The organism is Kitasatospora sp. MBT63, assembly GCF_000710465.2.
Classification (GTDB): Bacteria; Actinomycetota; Actinomycetes; order Streptomycetales; family Streptomycetaceae; genus Kitasatospora.
Genome location: NZ_JAIZ01000628.1, coordinates 54,822 through 58,252 on the forward strand (window position 1 = coordinate 54,822; position 3,431 = coordinate 58,252).

Genomic DNA, 3,431 nt, shown 5'->3' on the forward strand with positions numbered 1-3,431 from the left:
AGGCGGCGGCGCTCGCGCACAGCGGGCAGTTTCGCCTCCAGCAGTGCCACCGTCGATCCCACACCGCTGTTGGCGCCGAACGTGCTGGGGTTTGCCACAACCACTCCCACCGGATCGTCAGTTACCGCTCGTAGCAGCCGAATGTACGGCCCCCCACCGCAGATACCCGGTACTTTGCCGGAAATTCCCACCCATCGGGCGGCCCGGACCACGGCCAAGGCGCGGCACCCGGCCGGTCCGCATCCCCGTGTTGCGGCCCGGGCGGTGATTGGCGGCGCGGCTGCGCGGCCACGGCGCCGGGGGCGAAGCGGGCCGGCTGCCGGCGATGCCGTGGGCGGCGGAGTGCGCAGAGTTGCGGCCGGTCGGCATCCGGACGGCCTACCTTGAGGCGAGGATGGGCGGGCTCCGGGCCGAGGTCAGCGGGCGTTCCGGACAGAGCAGTGCGAGGCATGAACGCCGCGAAGGATGAAGCCGCCGCCTTCAAGGACCCGGCGAGTTCGGGCGACGGCGCGGCATCGCCACACCGGCCCGGCGTCCGTGACGGGCCCGTGAAGGCCTGACCGCCTTCGCCCAACTCGTGGAGCGGAAGCGGCACGTTCGGGTACCTGGCCCGCACGGCACCTGGCCGAGCATCCAGCGGGCCCTCGCGAAGGTCCCCCTACGTCGGCTCGCGCAGCTTTCCGAGCACTGCGTCGCGTGCCGCGCAGCCGGTCGTCGCGGTCGGGCCGTGTGGCTCGCCCGGCGGTAGGCTGGAATTTGAGTAGCGCCGGGGAGGCCGTCACCAAAGGGTGGCGGCCTCCCGCCTTGTGTTTCGTACCGTGCGGCGCGGTCGGCCGTCCTCCGGACCCGGAGCACGCCGACCGCTTGTTCAGCCCGCGCGGCTGTGCGGCACCGTGGGCTCGTTCCTGACGGAGAACACCTTGTCGGCGCCGGTGATCTCCAGCACGCGGGCGACGGTGTGGGTCGGGCGGGCCAGGTGGAGCGCCACGCCGAGGCCTTGGCTCTCGATCCGAGCTTGCAGCAGGGCGTTGAGGCCGGAGGAGTCGCAGAAGGTGACGCCCGCGAGGTCGATGACCAGCATCGGGGGCGGCGGGCTCGCCCCGAGGGCGCGGTGCAGCGCGGAGTGCAGGATGGGTGCGCTGTCCAGGTCGAGTTCGCCGGTGGCCTCGATGACCGGGCCGCCGAGGGTGTCGCGGACGGATGCGGTGAAGTCCGGCCCGGTGGTGTCGCTCACACGTCCCCTTCTGATGCGGATCAAGTGGACAGGACCACCGTACGGCCCGGCCGGGCGACTGCCCAGAGGCCCGGGCCCGCCGGCCGTGATGCCAGGTGGGTGACCCGTGGTGGCGTGTCGCCGACCCGGCGGGCGGTGAAACGGCGGTGAGCGGGCAGGGTATCGGCATGTCCGAGCGTCGTAGTCGTCGTCGTAGCCGTGCGCGAGCCCTTGGCGTGCCCATCGGGATGGTGGGGCAGCGACCTGCGCCGGAGCAGGGAGGCGCTGCGCCGAAGCCTCCGCAACTGCCGCGGCCGATCGGGCCCCAGCGGTCGGTGCCGAGGGCCGCCCGGTCCGGCGCCGCGCCGCCAGCGGTGGATGGCGTCGTCCGGGCTACGGATAGCCTGCCGGCCGTATCCGGTGGCTGCTGCGCGACCGTGCGCAGGCGGGAGGTGCGTGACAGCGGTGGTGTGGTCGTGTGGACCCGGCACACCCGGGAGTGCCCGGTCTGGTCCGCGCGCTGAACACCGGCACACGGATCACGTCGAAGTCTGTCCGCCGGTCCCGGTTCGGCCACCGGACCAGCGATCAGACGCCAGATGCGGTCCCGCCCGCAGCATTCCTGCAGCCGGGCTCCGGGCGCGACCGCCCGAGTCGATGCGTTGCGGCAGAACAGGAGACCGCGCCATGGCCTTGATCCTCGTTCTGATTCTGGTCGCCATCGTCCTGGGGCTCGTCGGCGTGGCGGCGCACGGCCTGCTCTACCTGCTCTTCATCGGAATCGTCGTCCTGCCGATCGCCTTGGCCCTGGGCGGTACGCGCCTCCGCGGGGGCAGCGGCCGGCGCACCCGCTGACGTGCCCGGACTCGGTGGCGCACGCGGCGTCCCGGGCATGGCCGCCAGGTGTCGTACGGGCACCGGGCCACGGCCCGCGATCTTGGGCCGGCGCCGGCAACCCCACCCGGCTCGGACCGGGCGAGCGTCTCCCGGACACCCGGCAGCCCGGCGGCACCGGGGCGTGGACCTGCGCGACCGGAGGCCGCTGCGCACAGGCTGCGCACAGGTTTCCGGGCCTACGGTCCGGGCAGACGTGGCGGCACGGAACACCGGTCGGGGGACGGGAGCGCCAGCATGAACCAGGTCGAACGGGCCCTTCGCGCCGTGGACCGCTTCCAGCAGCGCCACAGCCCGGCCGGTCTGCCCGTCGCAGTGGCCAAGAAGTACGGCGACGACCGCGGCGGCCTGCTCGCCGCCCTGATCACGTACTACGGCTTCGTCGCCCTGATACCGCTGCTGCTCCTGCTCAGTACCGCGCTGGGCTTCGTCCTGCACGGCCGGCCCCGGGCCCAGCGGGCGGTCCTGGATTCGGCGCTCGCCGACTTCCCGATCATCGGCGACCAGCTGCGGCAGAACGTCCACTCCCTCCAGGGCAGCGGGGTGGCGCTGGTGATCGGCGTACTCGGGCTGCTGTACGGTGCGCTCGGCATCGCGCAGGTACTCCAGCACGCCATGGCCGAGATCTGGAACATCCCCGGCGTCAAGCGGCCCGGATACTGGCCGCGGCTGGCCCGCAGCCTGCTCCTGTTCACCGTCCTCGCCGCCGGACTGCTCCTGGCCACCGCGGCCGCCGCACTGGTCGGCACCGCCCTGGCCGGACCGCCGGCCCGGACCGGGGCCCTGCTGGTGTCCGCGATCGTGAACGCCGCACTGTGCCTGGCCTGCTTCCGGGTCCTCACCCCGAAGGCGGTGCCCACCCGGGCCCTGTGGCCCGGCTGCGCCGTGGCAGGCCCGCTGTTCACGGTCCTGCAGGCGTTCGGCTCCATCCTGGTCACCCACGAACTGCGCCACGCCGGCCAGGTCTACGGGTTCTTCGCCACGGTGATCGGGCTGCTGGCCTGGCTGTACCTGGCGGCCCAGATCACCGTGTACGCGGCCGAGACGAATGTGGTGCTGGCCCGGCAGTTGTGGCCGCGCAGCATCCTCCAGCCGCCGCTCACCGGCGCCGACGAGGAGGTACTCGCGGCCATCGCCCGGCAGGAGGAACGCCGCCCTGAGCAACATGTCGACGTCGTATTCGGCGAGGAGGAGGCTCCGAGCAGATCCGGGGCCGCAGAGGAGGGAGAGGGGCCCCGGCCCGGCCGCGGGCCGGAATGACGTCGACCTGTGCGACCGATCCGACTAAGAGGAGCTAACACAAAGCTCGGACGCGCCTGTAGGT

Annotated in this window: 3 protein-coding genes; 2 read left to right on the plus strand and 1 reads right to left on the minus strand. The window is 72.9% G+C overall.

From position 1 onward, the window contains the following. Positions 1 to 868 precede the first annotated feature (868 nt). A complete protein-coding gene (locus AA75_RS50075; RefSeq protein ID WP_033824006.1) occupies positions 869 to 1,234 on the minus strand; it encodes an STAS domain-containing protein in 366 nt (121 codons plus the stop codon). Between the two features lie 666 nt (positions 1,235 to 1,900). On the opposite strand from AA75_RS50075, the gene AA75_RS51075 reads away from it, so the two are divergent. After that, positions 1,901 to 2,068 carry a hypothetical protein gene (locus AA75_RS51075; RefSeq protein ID WP_199520468.1) on the plus strand — a complete coding sequence of 56 codons (168 nt, stop codon included), beginning with the start codon at positions 1,901 to 1,903 and terminating at the stop codon, positions 2,066 to 2,068. 276 nt (positions 2,069 to 2,344) lie between these two features. Beyond that, a complete protein-coding gene (locus AA75_RS32985; protein ID WP_051813916.1) occupies positions 2,345 to 3,367 on the plus strand; it encodes a YihY/virulence factor BrkB family protein in 1,023 nt (340 codons plus the stop codon). Positions 3,368 to 3,431 lie beyond the last annotated feature (64 nt).